Source organism: Amycolatopsis bartoniae (genome assembly GCF_014191255.1).
Lineage (GTDB): Bacteria > Actinomycetota > Actinomycetes > Mycobacteriales > Pseudonocardiaceae > Amycolatopsis_E > Amycolatopsis_E bartoniae.
In genome coordinates this window covers 114,141-129,036 of record NZ_JACHWH010000012.1, presented here as the reverse complement: position 1 = coordinate 129,036, position 14,896 = coordinate 114,141, and the positions used below count along the sequence as shown (strand labels likewise).

Sequence of the window (14,896 nt, the reverse complement as noted above, 5' to 3'; positions counted from 1 at the left end):
TCCCCCTCGGAGAGGATGTCATGAGCGAACGGCTCGGTGTCGCGATGAACGGAGTGACCGGCCGGATGGGGTATTTCCAGCACCTGCTGCGGTCGGTGCTCGCCATCCGGGAGCAGGGCGGGGTGCGCCTCTCCGACGGCCGCACGGTCCAGCTCGAACCGGTACTGGTGGGCCGTGACGAGACCAAGCTCGCCGACATCGCGCGACGGCACGGGATTTCCCGCTGGTCCACGGACCTGGCGGCCACGCTCGCCGATCCCGGCATCGACGTGTACTTCGACGCCCAGCTCACTCAGGTCCGCCAGAAGTCCGTCCTGGCCGCGATCGAGGCGGGCAAGCACGTCTACACCGAGAAACCGCTTTCCGAAAGCGTTTCCGGCGCGCTCGAACTGTCCCGGCGCGCGACCGCGGCCGGGATCAGGAACGGGGTCGTGCACGACAAGCTGTACCTGCCCGGGCTGCGCAAGCTCAAACGCCTCGTCGACGGCGGGTTCTTCGGCCGGATCCTGTCCGTGCGCGGGGAGTTCGGCTACTGGGTGTTCGAAGGGGACTGGCAGCCGGCCCAGCGTCCGTCGTGGAACTACCGCGCCGAGGACGGCGGCGGCATCGTGACGGACATGTTCTGCCACTGGAACTACGTGCTGGAGAACCTGTTCGCGCCCGTGGAGGCGGTCACCGCCAAGGCCGTCACGCACGTCGGCACCCGCTGGGACGAACAGGGCAGGCCGTACCGGGCGACCGCGGACGACGCGGCGTACGGCATCTTCGAGCTCGCGGGCGGGATCGTCGCGCAGATCAACTCCTCCTGGTGCGTGCGGGTCGACCGGGACGAGCTCGTCGAGTTCCAGGTGGACGGCACCGAGGGCAGCGCGGTGGCCGGGCTGCGCCACTGCCGCGTGCAGCACCGGTCCGCGACGCCGAAACCGGTGTGGAACCCGGATCTGCCCGCCGCGTACGACTTCCGCTCACTGTGGCAGGAGGTTCCGGACAACGAGGAGTTCGGCAACGGGTTCAAGGTGCAGTGGGAGGAGTTCGTGCGCCACGTGGTGGAGGGCGCGCCGTACTCCTACGACTTCCTGGCCGGGGCCCGCGGCATCCGGCTGGCGGAGGCGGGGCTGCGCTCGTCGGAGACGGGCCGCCGGGTCGAACTGGAGGAGCTGACGCTGTGAAATCACGCATCGCCTACGCCGCCGCGCACGTCGCCGCCGATCCGCAGGCGGACAACGCTCCCGGTGCGCCCGCCGTGGTCGACTGGGACTCGACGCTCGCGTTCCGGCGGCACCTGTGGTCCTGCGGGCTCGGCGTCGCCGAGGCGATGGACACCGCGCAGCGGGGGATGGGCCTGGACTGGGCGGCCACCCGCGAGCTGATCCGCCGTTCCGCGGCCGAAGCCGCCTCCTGCGGCGGTCTGATCGCCGCCGGCGCCGGAACCGACCACGCTCCGGAGGCGTCCACTGTGGACGAGGTGACCCGCGCCTACCTCGACCAGGTGGAGGTGGTGGAGACCGCGGGTGCGCGGGTGATCCTCATGGCCAGCAGGCAGCTCGCGCGGGTGGCGTCCGGTCCGGAGGACTACCACGAGGTGTACGGGAAGGTGCTCGGCCAGGTCGCGGAGCCGGTGATCCTGCACTGGCTCGGCCCGATGTTCGACCCGGCGCTCGCGGGCTACTGGGGCGCGAAAGACCTTGACCGGGCCACGGAGTCGCTCCTCGCGCTGATCCGCGCACATCCGGCCAAAGTGGACGGGGTGAAGGTGTCGCTGCTGGACGCCGGGCACGAAGTCCGGTTCCGCCGCGCGCTGCCACCGGGCGTGCGGCTGTACACCGGCGACGATTTCCACTACCCGGAGCTGATCCGCGGCGACGAGACAGGCCACAGCGACGCACTGCTCGGGGTGTTCGCCGCGATCGCCCCGGCGGCGTCGGCGGCGCTGGAGCGGCTCGACGCCGGTGACGTGGCGGGGTACGACCGGATCCTGGCACCCACGGTTCCCCTCGCACGGCACCTGTTCGCCGCGCCGACGTACTACTACAAGACCGGGATCGCCTTCCTGGCCTGGCTTTCCGGGCACCAGCGGGGGTTCACGATGGTCGGCGGGCTGCAGAGCGGCCGGTCCGCGGTCCACCTCGACCAGGCCTACCGGCTGGCCGGCGAGCTGGGGCTGCTGCCCGACCCCGACCTGGCCGCCGCCCGGATGGCGGCCTTCCGGACCGTGACGGGACTGGCGCGATGACGGGACTGGAACGACTTTCCCTCAACCAGATGACGACGAAGAACTGGTCCGTCGCCGAGGCGGTGGACGGCTGCGTGCGCGCGGGCGTGCCCGCGATCGGGCTGTGGCGCGAGCCGGTCGCCGAAACCGGGCTCGCGGCGGTGGCGAAACTGGTCGCCGACGCCGGTCTGCGCGTGTCCTCGCTGTGCCGCGGCGGCTTCCTCACCACCGGCGAGCCCGCGGCGCTCGACGACAACCGCCGCGCGATCGACGAAGCCGCCACGCTCGGCGCGCCGTGCCTGGTGCTGGTGGTCGGCGGCCTGCCGCCCGGCTCGAAGGACCTGCCCGGCGCCCGGCAGCGGGTGCTCGACGCCCTCGCCGAGCTGGCCCCGTACGCGGGTGAACGCGGGGTGCGGCTGGGGCTGGAGGCGCTGCACCCGATGTACTGCGCCGACCGCGCGGTGCTCTCGACCCTGCGCCAGGCGCTGGACTGGGCGGAGCGGTTTCCCGCCGCTCAGGTCGGGGTGGTGGTGGACACCTTCCACCTCTGGTGGGACCCGGAGGTCTTCGCCCAGATCGGGCGGGCGGGCGAGCGGATCGCGGCCTACCAGGTGTGCGACTTCCTGACCCCGCTGCCCGCCGACGTGCTGCTCGGCCGCGGCATGATGGGCGACGGCCACGTGGACTTCCGCCCGTTCACCGAGGCGGTGCACGCGGCCGGGTACCGCGGGGACATCGAGGTGGAACTGTTCAACGCCGACGTGTGGGCCACCCCCGGCGACGAGGTGCTGGCCACGATGAAGCGGCGGTTCGCGGAACTGGTGGTGTGACCGGGGTGCGGCACCGCGCCCGTTCCGGGAGCAGTGCCGCACGACCCGGTCAGACGTTGACCGGCATGCCGTTGAACCAGCCGCCCCAGCAGGACAGCGCCGCGCCTTCGCCGTTGTACAGGAGCGTCCCCCCGCCGCCGACGCACATGTCCACCGACACCGACGTGGGGGCGGCCGACGCCGTCCCGGTCACGCCCAGCAGAGTTCCCGTGGCCAGGGCGAAAGCAGCCACCGCTGTGGTAATCCGTCGCATTTCCCTTTCCTCCCTTGCTTTCCGGTGGCAAGGGAATACCCGGGCCTACCGGCAGCGGAAAACCGGTGCAACTCGGGTCCACCACGTCGGGTGACCCCCACCGGAGCCACAGCAGCCCCGGCAGGGTCCAGACCACGGGGATTTTCCCGCCGTGCCAAGCGGTTCCGGGCTCCGCGGTCACTCCACGCCGTGCAGCTCCCACCCTTCGGGCAGCCCGCGGACCTTCGCCACCTCGCGGTCGGCCTCCACGTGCACCGTCACCCCGCCCAGCCGCAGGTCCGTCAGGCTCAGCCGGCCCCAGCGGCCGGGCAGGTGCGGCCGCACCGTCAGGCTCCGCCGCGGCACGTGTGGTTCGAGCCCCAGGAACGCACGCACCAGCAGCAGCGGTGCCGCGCTGGCCCACGCCTGCGGTGAGCACGAGGTGGGGTAGGGGACCGGCGGGCTGAACTCGTCGCGGGAGAACCCGCAGAACAACTCCGGCAGGCGGCCGCCGAACGACGCCGCCGCGTCCAGCAGCCCCGTCGCCAGGCGCTGCGCGAGGTCCACCGCACCCGGCAGGTGCGCGTAGCGCAGCAGCCCGGCCACCGCGATCGCCGTGTCATGCGGCCACACCGAACCGTTGTGGTAGCTCATCGGGTTGTACGCGCCCATCGCCGACGACAGCGTCCGCAGCCCGAACCCGCTGTCCATCTCCTGGCCCGAAAGCCGTTCGACGAGCACCGCCGCGTGCTCGTCGGTCGCGATGCCCGACCAGAGGCAGTGCGCGGTGTTGCTGGTCAGCGCGTCGAGCGGCTGCTTGCGCCCGTCGAGCGCCACCGCGTACCAGCCCTGTTCGGGCAGCCAGAACGTCTCGGCGAACCGCGCGCGCAGCGTCTCCGCCCGTTCGCGGCACCGCGCCGCGGTCGCCGGGTCATTGAACGCCTCCGCCAGCTCCGCCCGCGCGACGTAGGCCGCGTAGGCGTAGCCCTGCACCTCGCACAGCGCTACCGGGGTGGTCGCGAGCCGCCCGGCCGCGTCGTTGATGCCGTCGAAGCTGTCCTTCCAGCCCTGGTTGAGCAGTCCCCGGTCGGTGGCCCGCCGGTACTCGACGAACCCGTCCCCGTCGCGGTCGCCGTACTCCTCCAGCCAGGCCAGGGCCGCGTCAGCGGCCGGCAGCAGCGCCCGCACCCCGGCCTCGTCGGCACCCCAGCGCCAGCACTCCGCCAGCAGCATCACGAACAGCGGCGTCGCGTCCACCGTGCCGTAGTAGTGGCTGCCGCCGAGCACCTGGTCGCTGTCCGGGCCCAGCCGCAGCTCGTGCAGGATCCGTCCCGGCTCCTCCTCGGTCAGCGGGTCGACCCGCTTGCCCTGCAACGCGGCGAGTGTTTCGAGCGTGCCGAGCGCGAGACCCACGTCGAGCGGGAGCGCCATCCACGCCGTGAGCAGGCTGTCCCGGCCGAACAACGTCATGAACCACGGCGCGCCCGCCGCGACGAACGGCCTGCCGTCCTGGCTGCTGTCGTGGATCTGCAACGCTCCCAGGTCGCTCTCGGTCCGGTGCAGCACCTGCGTGAGCACCGGGTCCTCCGCCGTGACGGCCGTGCTCACGTCCCGCCAGGCCCGGATCTTGCGGGCCGGGCCGCTGCGGTCCACCTCCTCACCGCGGTCGAACTGCGGCCGCACCCGGCGGTTTCCGACCGTGGGCTGCACGACGATCTCGGTGGACCACTCGCCGCGCGCGGGCACGACGACGCGCCAGTTCAGCACGCCCGGTCCCGCGAGCGGTTCCGCGCTCGCGCTGACCGACAGGCCGCGCGAACCGTCGGACCGGTCCCGCAGCAGCAGTTCCGACCCGGCGACCGTCGCGTCCGCGCCACCGTGCGCCGGACGGCCCTCCTTGACCGCGAACAGGTCGGAGAAATCCGCGTCGACGTGCAGGGTGAGTGTCGCGACGGTGTTCTCGCGACCCAGGTTCCGCAGCGTGATCGTCTCCCGCAGCCCGTCGCCGACGAGCCGTTCCCGCACGAGCAGCAGCGTGCTGTCCGCCTGGCCCGGCTTCGGGTTGCGGCGCAGCACGAACCGCGCCGCGAACGCCTCGGACGACAGCACCGACAGCGGGTGCGGGGGCTGCCCGTCGAGCCGCAGCTCCCACCGCGAGATCAGCCGCGCGTCGCGGAAGAACAACCCGTGCGAGGTGCCGGGGCGGATGTCCCCGCTGGTGTCGGACAGGCAGAACGTGCTGCCCTCGACGAGCGTGGCCGTGCCGCCCGCGGCGGTGACCGGCACCGGTTCCCCGGCGTTCAAGGCCGCGGGGGTCACGCCCGCTCTCCCGACGCCTGCAGCTGCGAACCGCCCGAGTCGAACCGGTTGTAGGCGCGGTCGAGCGCCGAGTCGAGCCCGGCGTAGTCGCGCCGCAGCGTGCTCACCTCGACGGCCCGCCGGTAGGCCCGCTCGTAGCCCGCGCCGAGGCCGCGCACGTCGAAGTGGGCGGCGACGTGCGCCCGGCACGCGGCGGGGTCGAGGTCGCGCACGTCGTGCAGCGCTCGCGGCAGCCCGGCCGGGTCGTCGAGGACCAGCCCGGTGACCCCGTCGACGACCACCTCGGGCACCGCGCCCGAGCGCAGCGCCACCACGGGGGTGCCACAGGCCATCGCTTCGATCATGACCATGCCGAACGGCTCCTCCCACTGGATGGGGAACAGCAGGCAGCGGGCGTTCGCGAGCAGCTCCCGCTTGGCGTCGGCGTCGGCGACGCCGAACACGTGGTCGGTCGCGGTGAGGCGGGGCTTGACCTCGCGCTCGAAGTACTCCTTCTCGACGGGCTCCGCGCACTTGCCCGCGAGCACGAGCCGCAGCCCGGCGGCGTGCGCGGCCTCCAGCGCCAGATGCGGCGCCTTGTCCGGGTGGAAGCGGCCGAGGAACAGCGCGTAGTCGTCCTTCTCGGCCCGGAACGGCCAGTCCGCGAGCCGCAGTCCGTTGTGGACGGTCGCGGTCCAGTTCAGACCCGGCGCCAGCTCGCGCTGCCGGTCGCTGATCGCCACCAGGTGCACGTCGTCGCCCAGCTCGCGGTAGTAGCGCTCCATGTCGGGGCCGACCGGCCCGTGCACGGTGACGACGGTGGGCACGCCGTACGCGGGCGCGTTGAGCGGCCCGGCCAGCGTGTGGTCGTGGACGACGTCGAGCCCCTCGGTCGCGGCGAGCCGCTGCACGGCCCGGCGCGCGGCGATGGCGTGCATGACCTCCGGGTAGGGCTCGCCCAGCAGCTCGGGGACCGTGCGGTCCCACACGGGGACGAAGCGGGCGCGGGTGCCGGGCCGGCCGGCCCCGACGAGGGTGACCGAGTGCCCGCGGGCGACGAGCGCGTCGGCGAGGTCGGCCACCACGGCCTCGACCCCGCCGTAGGCGTGGGGTGGGATGTCGAAGTAGGGCGGGACGACGAGGGCCACGCGCAACGGGCCGGTGTCGTCTGCCGGTCGCACGGCGGTGTGCGGAACAGGCCGGGCGTTCCACGCAGGACGGTGCGTGCTGCTCAAGCTGCCTCCTCAGCCGACTGTGTTCAGTTAGCACTCTCCCCTTTAGAGTGCTAACCCAGGAGGCGGGCCGGTGTCAAGATCGGGTGCCCGGCCTCCTCAGCCGAGGAGCTCCGGGCGCTGCCACTCCTGCCCGAGCACGTGGTGTGCCAGGAACGCGAGCACCGTCGAGTACCAGACCTTCACGTGGTTCGGCGTGAGGATCCAGTGGTTCTCGTCCGGGAAGTACAGGAACTTGTGCGGCGTGGTGCCGTCCTCGGCCGCCGAGCGGGACACCAGGTCCCACCACAGGCGCAGGCCCTCGCCGATCGGCACGCGGTAGTCCTTGTCGCCGTGGATGACGAGCATCGGGGTGGTGATGCGGTCCGCGAAGGCGTTCGGCGAGTTGCGCGCCGCCGCCTCCTGGGTCATGTCCCGCGTCCAGTAGTAGGCGGCGTCCGTGGTCGGGCCGAACTGGTCCATCGACCACAGCGAGGCGTGCGTGACGATCGCCCGGAAGCGGCCGGTGTGCCCGGCCACCCAGTTGGCCATGTAGCCGCCGAAAGAACCGCCCATCGCGGCCGCGCGCGTCTCGTCCACATCGGCCCGCTCGACCGCCGCGTCGGTGATCGCCATCAGGTCGGTGTAGGGCGCGCCGCCCCACTCGCCCCAGCCGCGCTGGATGAAGTCCAGGCCGTAGCCGGTCGAGATGGCCGGATCCGGCAGCAGCACGGCGTAGCCCTGGGCCACCGCGAGCCACGGGTTCCACCGCCACTGCCACGCGTTCCACGACCCCAGCGGGCCACCGTGGATCCACAGCAGCAGCGGCGCGGGCGAGCCGGGGCCCGCGTCGTGCGGCAGCGCCAGCCACGCCCGCAGTTTCGCGCCGTCCGCGGCCGTGGTGGTGACCTCCTCGACGCGGCCCGGCACCGTCACCTCCGGCACCGGCCCGGGCAGCGCCTCCACGGCACTCCCGTCCAGCGCCACCCGGTACGGCGCGGGCGGGCTGTCCACAAAGGACCGCAACGCGTACGCCCACCGGCCGTCCGGCGAGACCTGCACGTCGCTGAACGCGCCCCGCTCCGTCAGGCGCGTCACCTCGCCCGTGGTGGCGTCGACCCGCCACAGCGGCGCGTTCCCCTGGTCGTCGGCCGTCACGACCAGGGCACTGCCGTCCGGCAGCCACCGCGCGTCGTGCGGCCAGCGGTCCCAGCCCGCCGTGAGCGCTTGCGGCTCACCGCCGTCGGCGGGCAGCACGGCCAGCCAGGCGTCACCGGCCTTCGCCGGGGTGGACTTGGCCTGCACGACCACCGCGATCCGGCTGCCGTCGGGGGAGAAGCGCGGCTCGGTGTACTCGTGCCCGGCGTCGTCGGCCAGCACGCGGCGTTCACCGGTGGCGACGTCGATCGCGACGAGCGTGGAGCGCTGCGAACCGCCCGGCTCCGCCACCATCCACGACGCCGCGACCGTGCCGCCGTCCGGCGACACGTCCCACGTCGACTCGTCGTCGAGCGCGCGCCCGGCGTGCCCCGTCAGGTCACGCGGCTCGTCGCCCGGTTTCCCGGCCAGCAACCGGTTGCGCGCCGGGCCGAGGTCGTGGTCCCAGAACCGGACGGGGTACTCCTCGTGCAGGATCGCGGAGACCTTGCCGTCCTTGCGTTCCCGGCGCAGCTCGCGGTCCCGCTCCGCGTCGGCCGCCGAGGGCAGCATCGGCGAGGCGAACACCACCGTGCCCGCTTCACGCGCCACGACGACTCCGTGCACCCCGCCGGGTGGCGCCGCGAGCACCTCCGCGTCCCCGCCCGCCGCGGGCTGACGCCACAACGCGCGCGGCGCGTCGCCCTCCTCCTCGGCGTCGGGCACCGGCCGCGACGACACGAACAACAGGTCACCGTCCCGGGTGAACGCCGCGCCGGACTCGCCCTCCTTGCTGCGCGTCAACCTGCGTGCGGGACGCTCGCCCGCGGGGTCGACCTCCCACAGGGCGGAGGTGTACCTGGTCTTCCCCGCGTCGAGCGCGGACACGCCCACGACGAGGCGGCGCCCGTCCGGGGACAGGGCCAGCCCGGCCGCCCTGGGCAGCGCGACGTAGCCGTCGAGGTCGGTGAACGGATCTTCGGAAGTCACCCCGTCTTCCTACCACCCACCACCGACAGCCACGTCGGGTTTTCCCCAGGGCTTACGGCAGGGGCGCGCCCGCGCCGAGGCCCTTCGCCGCGGCGGCGGCCCGCACCGCGTCGATGACCAGCTGCAACGACGGGCGGCTCGCGCTCGACGTGCGGTGCGCGATCGACACCGTCCGCAGCACCGGCTCGGTGAGCGCCACGACGTCGAGGCCGGGCGGCCGCAGCGTCAGCCCCAGGTCCGACACCAGCGTCACGCCCAGCCCGGCGCCGACCATCGCCAGCGCGGTCGCCTGCTCGCCGACCTCGTGCACGATCCGCGGCTCGAACCCGTGCCGCTGGCACGCGAGCCGCACGGCGCGGCCGAAGTGCGACCGGGGCCCGGCGAGGATCCACGGGTGCTCGGCGAGCTCGATCATCCGCACGGTGCTCGCGGGCACCGTGCCCGCCGGAACCGCCGCGTGCATGCGTTCGACCGCGATCACGACCTTCGTCAGCGCCGGGTCCCACGGCATCGGGTAGTCGGAGTACTCGATGACGAAGGAGAAGTCGAGGCTGCCGTCGCGGACCGCGCCCGCGGTGTCCTCGGGCGCCAGCTCCTTGGTGCGGACCTCGATGCCCGGGTGCTCGGCGGCGAGCGCCGTGAGCGCGAACGGCAGCAGGCCCGACGCGACCGACGCCCACACCCCGGCGGTCAGCCGCGCGGTCACCCCGCCCTGGGCCTCCTCCAGTGCCATCGTGGCGCGCTCGGCGGCCTTGAGGATCTCCTCGGCGTGGTCGGTGAGCACCATGCCCAGCTCGGTCAGCTGCACCCGCCTGCCGAGCCGTTCGATGAGCTTCGCGCCGACGTCCCGTTCGAGCTGCGCGAGCTGTTGCGAGACGGCGGAGGCGGTGTAGTGCAGGGAGGCCGCGGCCGCGGTGACCGTGCCGCGGCGCCGCAGCTCCCGAAGCATCCGCAACCGGTGCAGCGAAAGCTCCATGGCGTCAAGGTTAAGTGGCCCCGCGCGGCTGTGCAGGAAGCGTGAACGGAACCGTGCATGATCCCTAACTGGACGCCCGGCCCACGCCGACCGCACTCTGGAGCCATCGGCCGGGCGGAGGCAGCCCGGGGTTCCCCAGTCGAGTGGCGCGCTGTCGCGTGCTGCCCTGCTGCGCCCGCCCGGCCCGGCGAACAGGGCGAGCGGCTGGGAAGGCGGGGTCGGATGACCACGATGCAGGACCCGGGGCAGAGCACGAGCGGTGAGCTCACGCCGCGGCGGACCGAGCCGTTGCTGCGGCTGACCTGGACCGACCCGGTGACGGGCGCACACGGCTACCTCGTCGTGCACACCCTGGTCTCCGGGCTCGCGACCGGCGGCACGCGGATGCGGGCCGGCTGCACGATCGGCGAGGTCGAGGACCTCGCGCGCGGCATGGCCGCCAAGACCGCGGCGTTCGACCTGCCCGTGGGCGGCGCGAAGGGCGGCATCGACTTCGACCCGAAGGACCCGCGCGCGGTGGGCGTCCTGGAACGGTTCTGCTCGGCGATGCGCCCGTGGCTCGACGACCACTGGGTGACGGCGGAGGACCTCGGCGTGCCGCAGCACCTCATCGACGAGGTCTTCGCGCGGCTGGGCCTGCAGCAGTCCTACCACGCGGCGATCAGCAGGGCCGCCGACCCGGAGCGCACGCTGCGCCGGGTGCGCGCGGGGCTCGCCACGCCCGTCCCCGGCGGCCTGCTGGGCGACGTGATCGGCGGATACGGCGTCGCGCAGGCGTGCTTCGGCGCGGCGAGCGCGTGGGGCTGGGTGCCGGGCGCGACGACGGTCGCGATCCAGGGCATCGGCACGATGGGCGGCGGTGCCGCGTGGTACCTGCACGAGGCGGGTCTGCGCGTGGTGGCGGTCGCCGACGCGGCGGGCACCCTGTACGACCCGGCGGGCCTCGACGTCCCGGCGCTGCTGGAGCTGCGCGACGAGTTCGGCGAGATCGACCGCTCCCGCGTGCCGGCGGGCGTCGAGCGGCTGCCGCGGGGTGCCGTGATCGGGGTCGAGGCGGACATCCTCGTGCCCGCGGCCATCTCGTACGCGATCACGCCGGACAACACGGTCGACGTGCGGGCGAAGGTCGTCGTGGAGGCGGCGAACGCGGCCACCACCCCGGAGGCGGAGGCCATGCTCGCCGCGCGGGGGATTCCGGTGATCCCGGACTTCGTGGCGAACGCGGGCGCGGCGGCGTGGGCGTGGTGGCTGCTGCTGGGACACGTGGGCGCCGACCCGGAGGACTCGTTCCGGCGGCTGCGCACGGAGATGCGGGCGAAGGTGGCGCTGCTGCTGGAGCGGTGGATCACCGCCGGCGTGACCCCGCGCTCGACGGCGGGGGAGCTGGCGGCGGTGGCGCGCACCGACCAGGAGGTCGTCATCCCGTAGTTCAGTGCCATGAGACGCTGGACACGTGCTGGAACTGGCGGAGGCCGCCGCGGCGGGGGAGCTGCTGGAGGCACAGCCGCGCCGGGTGCGCCGGGAACTCGGCATCGCCACGGCACACCTCGGTGGCGGCGTGGTGACGGCGGTACGAGCGGACCCGACGCGTTACTGGAGCAGGGCGGTCGGTCTCGGCTTCGCCGGTCCGGTCACCCGCGCGGTGGTCGGAGAGATCACCGCGTTCTGGCGGGCTCAGGGCGTTCCGCAAGGGAGGATCCAGCTGGCGCCCGAGGTCGTCCCGGACGACATGGCGGAGATCGTCGCCGCGCAGGCGCTCGCACCCGGGCCCGTGGCGTTGAAACTGGCCGGGCGGGCCGAGGACGTGCCACCGGCCAGGACCGCCTTGCGCGTCACCGAGATCGCACCGCGAGAGGCCGGCGCTTGGTCGGCGGCGGTGTGCGCCGCCTACGAGCTGCCGGAAGTGCTCGCCCCGCTGTGGGCTCCGGCGGCGGGACACCCGCGGTTCGTGGCACTGGGGGCCTGGGACGGGCGCGAGCTGGTGGCCGGTGCTCTCCTGCACGTCTCGGGCGAGATGGGCGAGCTGGCCGGTGCCGCCACACTTCCGGGTCACCGTGGTCGCGGAGCGCAGTCGGCCCTGCTGGCGGCGCGGGCCGCGGCGTCCGGGAGTCGTTCCCTGGTGGCGGAGACCGGAGCTGAGCCCGGGAACCGGTCGCTGCGGAACCTGCGGCGTGCGGGCCTGCGGGTGCGCTACGAGCGGCCGAGCTGGATCTGGCGCTGCTGAGATCTCAGGCGATGGCCGGGCAGCCCTTGACGTGGTCGTCCACCACGCCCGTCGCCTGGAGGTAGGAGTACACGATCGTCGTGCCGACGAACGTGAAGCCGCGGCGTTTGAGGTCCTTCGAGACGCGGTCGGACAGCTCGGTGCTCGGCGGCAGGGGTTCGGCCGGCGGCCGGTGGGTGACCACCGGGGTGCCGTCCACCCACTGCCACAGGTAGGCGTCGAACGTCCCGAACTCCTCGCGCACGGCCAGGAACGCCCGCGCGTTCTTCACCGTCGACTCGATCTTCAGCCGGTTGCGCACGATGCCCGGATCGGCGCGCAGCTCGTCGAGCTTCGCCTGGCCGTAGCCCGCGATCCGGTGGAAGTCGAAGCCGTCGAGCGCGCGGCGGTAGTTCTCCCGCTTGTTCAGCACGGTCGACCACGACAGCCCGGCCTGGGCGCCTTCGAGCAGCAGCAGCTCGAACAGGTACCGGTCGTCGTGGTTCGGGCGGCCCCACTCGGTGTCGTGGTAGGCGGTCATCAGCTCCGAGCCCAGTGACCAGGCGCAACGGCTCACCCGGCGAGGTTAGCAGGACTCAGCGCGGCGCCTTCGGCATGATCACCCACAACACCAGGTAGACGAGGAACTGCGGCCCGGGCAGCAGGCAGGAGACCACGAACAGCAGCCGCATGGTCGTGGGCCGCCACCCGATGCGCTCGGCGAGCCCGGCGCACACGCCGGCGATGACGCGGTCGGTGCGGGAACGGGCGAGTGTCGTCGTGTTCGGCATGACTCCACGATCCCGGCCGCCGGACGACGGCGCATCCGGAACTCCCCGGAGGACGCCCCGGATCTTCGCCTCGGGGCACGCGGCTTGCCGGGGCCGGAAAACGCCGCCCGCGAGGAAGCGCCGGAATGCCCGGATCCCGACCAAAGTCGGGCCGCGGCGGGTGGTCCAGTCCAAAGTATTGACCGGAACCATTGGTCTAGTCCACATTACGGGAAAGCCTTCCGATTCCGAGGAGGACCCCGTGCATCCCCGAAAACTCGCCTCGACCCTCGCCGCCGCGGCGGTGGTCGCCGGCACCGCCCTCACGCTCGTCACGCACGCCGGCGCGTCCGCCGCCGTGGGCACCGCCGCGCTTGCCAGCAACTGGTACGCCTCCGCGCCCTACCTGATGCCGCAGAGCAACAACCCGCCCGACCCGACGACCGTCATGGCCGCCACCGGGCAGAAGGCCTTCCAGCTCGCCTTCATCCTCGCCCCCAACGGCGGCGGCTGCACCCCCACCTGGGACGGCACCTCCGCGGTGTCCTCCGACACCGCCGTCGCCGGGGTGATCAGCAGGATCCGTGGCGCCGGCGGCGACGTCTCGGTGTCCGTCGGCGGCTACGGCGGCACCAAGCTCGGCCAGACCTGCGGCACCCCCGACGCGACCGCCGCCGCCTACCAGCAGGTCATCGACAAGTACGGCCTGCACGCGATCGACTTCGACCTCGAAGAGCCGGAGTACGAGAACGACGCCGCGATCAACAACGAGCTCGGCGCCGCCCAGATCCTGCAGCGCAACAACTCCGGGCTGTTCGTGTCGGTGACCATGCCTGGCACGTCCGCGGGCACCGGCTGGTTCGGCACGCAGCTGCTGGACAAGTCCAAGAACCTCGGCTTCACGCCGAACAACTTCTCGATCATGCCGTTCGACGGCGGGTTCAACGGCGCCGCCAGCCAGACCTCCGCGCTGGAGGCCTTCCACTCCCTGCTCATGAGCCACCTCGGCTGGGACAGCGCGACCGCCTACGCCCACGAAGGCTTCTCGGGCATGAACGGCAAGAGCGACGCCGGCGAGTACTTCTACCAGTCCGACTTCCAGACCGTGCTCGACTACGCCACGAGCCACGGCCTCGGCCGGTTCACGTACTGGTCGGTCAACCGCGACCGCCCCTGCACCACGACCACCGACAACGGCGTGTGCAGCAACGTCTCGCAGAACGACTGGGACTTCACGAAGTACACCGCGAAGTTCGCGGGCGCGACGCCGCCGGTGACCACCACCCCGCCGACGAGCACGCCGCCGACCACCACCCCGCCGGGCAACGGCAGCTGCCCGGCCGCGTGGAGTGCCACCACCGCGTACAACGGCGGCGCGGTCGTTTCCTACAACGGACACAGCTGGACCGCGAAGTGGTGGACCTACGGGGACACCCCGGGCGGCGCGGCGGGCGTCTGGACCGACAACGGCACCTGCTGACGCAGGCGCGCGAAGCGGGGCGGGAAGCGTTTTCCCGCCCCGCTTTCACGTGGTCTGGACCGTCGGCGGGTGGCCGTTCCAGGTGACGAAGCACGACGACGTGGTGCCGTCGCGGCTGAAGTCCACGCGCAGCCAGCCGTCGGCCTGCCACGCCTGCACCTGCCAGCCCGTCTCCGGTGTCGCGGACACAAGTTTCGCCGACGTGGCACCGAGTTCCAGCACCACGCGCCCGCCGGTCAGCTGGTAGCTGCGCACGTCCGCGTCGGCCTGGCTGGTGCTCGCCGGCGAGGACGACGAGGGCGGAGCGGACGACGTGGTGCGGGAGGACGGCGAAGACGTGGTGGGGGGCAGCGTGAGGCTGGTGGGCGGGGCGAGCGTCGGCGTGAGCGACGGGGTGGGTGCGGCGACCGGGATCGCCTGCGGCGCGTCACCGAACGCGTCCGACGACAGCACGCTGTGCACACCGAACCACGACATCGCCATGGCCAGCAGGGTGGCGGCCGCCCAGGCGGCGACGCGGAGCAGCGCTCGACTCAACACGGTGCGTACGGTAGCGC

The 14,896-nt window shown here is 73.0% G+C and carries 14 protein-coding genes; 6 read left to right on the top strand and 8 right to left on the bottom strand.

From position 1 onward, the window contains the following. Positions 1-20 precede the first annotated feature (20 nt). Genes FHX82_RS33125 through FHX82_RS33115 form a run of 3 tightly spaced genes read left to right on the top strand, consistent with a single transcriptional unit; the run spans position 21 to position 3,042 of the window. On the top strand, positions 21-1,169 hold the full coding sequence (locus FHX82_RS33125; protein ID WP_145935209.1) for a Gfo/Idh/MocA family protein: 1,149 nt from the start codon (positions 21-23) through the stop codon (positions 1,167-1,169). Next, complete coding sequence (locus FHX82_RS33120; RefSeq protein ID WP_183176984.1) at positions 1,166-2,233, top strand: dihydrodipicolinate synthase family protein; 1,068 nt, start codon at positions 1,166-1,168, stop codon at positions 2,231-2,233. The genes FHX82_RS33125 and FHX82_RS33120 overlap by 4 nt, the downstream gene beginning before the upstream one ends. Further along, positions 2,230-3,042, top strand: a complete 813-nt coding sequence (locus tag FHX82_RS33115; RefSeq protein ID WP_145935207.1) for a sugar phosphate isomerase/epimerase family protein — start codon at positions 2,230-2,232, stop codon at positions 3,040-3,042. The genes FHX82_RS33120 and FHX82_RS33115 overlap by 4 nt, the downstream gene beginning before the upstream one ends. 49 nt (positions 3,043-3,091) lie before the next feature. On the opposite strand, the gene FHX82_RS33110 is transcribed toward FHX82_RS33115, so the two are convergent. The 5 genes from FHX82_RS33110 to FHX82_RS33090 all read right to left on the bottom strand — a co-directional run bounded on the left by FHX82_RS33110 (position 3,092) and on the right by FHX82_RS33090 (position 9,886). Next, entirely contained in the window at positions 3,092-3,295 is a 204-nt protein-coding gene (locus FHX82_RS33110; protein ID WP_186382242.1) for a hypothetical protein, read from the bottom strand. A gap of 177 nt (positions 3,296-3,472) precedes the next feature. Then, on the bottom strand, positions 3,473-5,593 hold the full coding sequence (locus FHX82_RS33105; protein WP_145935205.1) for an amylo-alpha-1,6-glucosidase: 2,121 nt from the start codon (positions 5,591-5,593) through the stop codon (positions 3,473-3,475). Next, positions 5,590-6,753, bottom strand: coding sequence for a glycosyltransferase family 4 protein (locus FHX82_RS33100; RefSeq protein WP_145935242.1), 1,164 nt, complete (start codon positions 6,751-6,753; stop codon positions 5,590-5,592). The genes FHX82_RS33105 and FHX82_RS33100 overlap by 4 nt, the downstream gene beginning before the upstream one ends. A 150-nt stretch (positions 6,754-6,903) precedes the next feature. Next, a complete protein-coding gene (locus tag FHX82_RS33095; protein ID WP_145935204.1) occupies positions 6,904-8,910 on the bottom strand; it encodes a S9 family peptidase in 2,007 nt (668 codons plus the stop codon). A 52-nt stretch (positions 8,911-8,962) separates the two neighbouring features. Then, complete coding sequence (locus FHX82_RS33090) at positions 8,963-9,886, bottom strand: LysR family transcriptional regulator (protein WP_145935203.1); 924 nt, start codon at positions 9,884-9,886, stop codon at positions 8,963-8,965. Between the two features lie 222 nt (positions 9,887-10,108). Between FHX82_RS33090 and FHX82_RS33085 the strand changes: the two genes are divergently transcribed. Together FHX82_RS33085 and FHX82_RS33080 are read left to right on the top strand one after the other, a co-directional pair. After that, positions 10,109-11,314 carry a Glu/Leu/Phe/Val dehydrogenase dimerization domain-containing protein gene (locus FHX82_RS33085; protein ID WP_145935202.1) on the top strand — a complete coding sequence of 402 codons (1,206 nt, stop codon included), beginning with the start codon at positions 10,109-10,111 and terminating at the stop codon, positions 11,312-11,314. Between the two features lie 25 nt (positions 11,315-11,339). Further along, positions 11,340-12,110, top strand: a complete 771-nt coding sequence (locus tag FHX82_RS33080; RefSeq protein WP_145935201.1) for a GNAT family N-acetyltransferase — start codon at positions 11,340-11,342, stop codon at positions 12,108-12,110. Positions 12,111-12,114: 4 nt separating this feature from the next. Here the strand turns inward: FHX82_RS33080 and FHX82_RS33075 are convergent, their stop codons facing one another. After that, on the bottom strand, positions 12,115-12,666 hold the full coding sequence (locus FHX82_RS33075; RefSeq protein ID WP_145935200.1) for a DNA-3-methyladenine glycosylase I: 552 nt from the start codon (positions 12,664-12,666) through the stop codon (positions 12,115-12,117). 19 nt (positions 12,667-12,685) lie between these two features. Then, on the bottom strand, positions 12,686-12,880 hold the full coding sequence (locus FHX82_RS33070) for a PspC domain-containing protein (RefSeq protein ID WP_145935199.1): 195 nt from the start codon (positions 12,878-12,880) through the stop codon (positions 12,686-12,688). Between the two features lie 241 nt (positions 12,881-13,121). Between FHX82_RS33070 and FHX82_RS33065 the strand changes: the two genes are divergently transcribed. Further along, positions 13,122-14,339: a chitinase gene (locus tag FHX82_RS33065; RefSeq protein ID WP_145935198.1), complete on the top strand. Its 1,218-nt coding sequence runs from the start codon at positions 13,122-13,124 to the stop codon at positions 14,337-14,339. A gap of 45 nt (positions 14,340-14,384) precedes the next feature. Here the strand turns inward: FHX82_RS33065 and FHX82_RS33060 are convergent, their stop codons facing one another. Continuing rightward, positions 14,385-14,879: a hypothetical protein gene (locus FHX82_RS33060; RefSeq protein ID WP_221216855.1), complete on the bottom strand. Its 495-nt coding sequence runs from the start codon at positions 14,877-14,879 to the stop codon at positions 14,385-14,387. Positions 14,880-14,896 lie beyond the last annotated feature (17 nt).

What these genes read in the sequence shown, in the direction of transcription:
- FHX82_RS33125 (WP_145935209.1), top strand. Translation starts at nt 21, where the DNA reads ATGAGCGAACGGCTCGGTGTCGCGATGAACGGAGTGACCGGCCGGATG.
- FHX82_RS33115 (WP_145935207.1), top strand. Translation starts at nt 2,230, where the DNA reads ATGACGGGACTGGAACGACTTTCCCTCAACCAGATGACGACGAAGAAC.
- FHX82_RS33110 (WP_186382242.1), bottom strand. Translation starts at nt 3,295, where the DNA reads ATGCGACGGATTACCACAGCGGTGGCTGCTTTCGCCCTGGCCACGGGA.
- FHX82_RS33090 (WP_145935203.1), bottom strand. Translation starts at nt 9,886, where the DNA reads ATGGAGCTTTCGCTGCACCGGTTGCGGATGCTTCGGGAGCTGCGGCGC.
- FHX82_RS33085 (WP_145935202.1), top strand. Translation starts at nt 10,109, where the DNA reads ATGACCACGATGCAGGACCCGGGGCAGAGCACGAGCGGTGAGCTCACG.
- FHX82_RS33070 (WP_145935199.1), bottom strand. Translation starts at nt 12,880, where the DNA reads ATGCCGAACACGACGACACTCGCCCGTTCCCGCACCGACCGCGTCATC.